This window comes from Streptococcus fryi, assembly GCF_053206505.1.
In genome coordinates, this window is the sequence record NZ_JBRUGW010000080.1 from 1 (window position 1) to 1,089 (window position 1,089).

Below are 1,089 nucleotides of genomic sequence, written 5' to 3' on the forward strand. Positions count from 1 at the left end.
CTACTCCTGTCAAAAAGATAAAGGGGTAGAGGCTGTTGGTCCAATGGCGACGAGCCACGACATCAACAATCTTAGGCCACTTAGAACGGTCACTATGTTGCAAAATATAGGACGCCGCAAGGCCAACAAGGTAACTCATCAGGATCAACAGAAATCCTGAACGTTCATCTTGACGGGTATCAGCTTGTTTAGTCACTGTTCCAACAAGGGATTCAATTTTTGAAGAGTCAACGGGATTAGATAAGTACTCATAAACAGCATTGTTCTGACTATTACCGATTTTAGTATTACTCAAAACAGTTGAGAAAGATTTCAAGAACTCTGCGTTATTACCATACTCTTTGGTCATCACCCCATAAAGTTCATCAACCCGACCAGATAAGTTTGTCCCCTCAGTCTCCAATGCTTTGACATCTGTGGCTAAACGGTCAACTTGCCCCTGAATACTCTCAGAAACCAATTGATGAGCTTTAGTATTTTCCATCAATGTCTGACTAGCATTTTTCAATCGCTCCAAGTCACTATTGATAGACATGGAAACTGTAACCAAGTCCGTATTGTCACGCTTTTCTTGTTCCACAAACGTTGGCTTTTTCTTAATGGTCTCATTAACTGACTGAGTTTGTTCAACTGTTGTAGCTAGTCCCTCTAGGAGTTTGGTTGTATTTGTCCGCAATTCGTCGATATAAGTTGACAATTCCTCTGATTTTGGAATGAGGGCATCAAATTCAACAATCGTTTCTTCGGGTGTTTTTAAAGCATTTTTTAATTCAGTAACAGTTGTATCTTGAATTAACTTAACCACAATATTCTCAAGTTCTTCTTTATTATCGTATTTCTGTTTAATACGCCCAAACAGAGAACTTGGACTTGGCTCTAATGTTCCAGAGCCATCTCTAAATTGTTCACCATAGAATGCTTTAATAAGACCTGCCAGTTCATAATAAGAACGTAAATCAGCAACCACTGCTCTTTCAAGATGGTTTGTACGAACATACTCACCATAAGGGTAAAAGACAGAGGATGCATGATAAGTTCGATGAAAGACCTTATTAACGCGATCGATATTTTCACGACTGATTGTCTCTT

1 pseudogene is annotated in these 1,089 nt (G+C 39.1%); it reads right to left on the minus strand.

The features are described from left to right. A pseudogene (locus ACVRZH_RS10155) lies at positions 1-1,089 on the minus strand (type VII secretion protein EsaA); the annotation flags it as partial.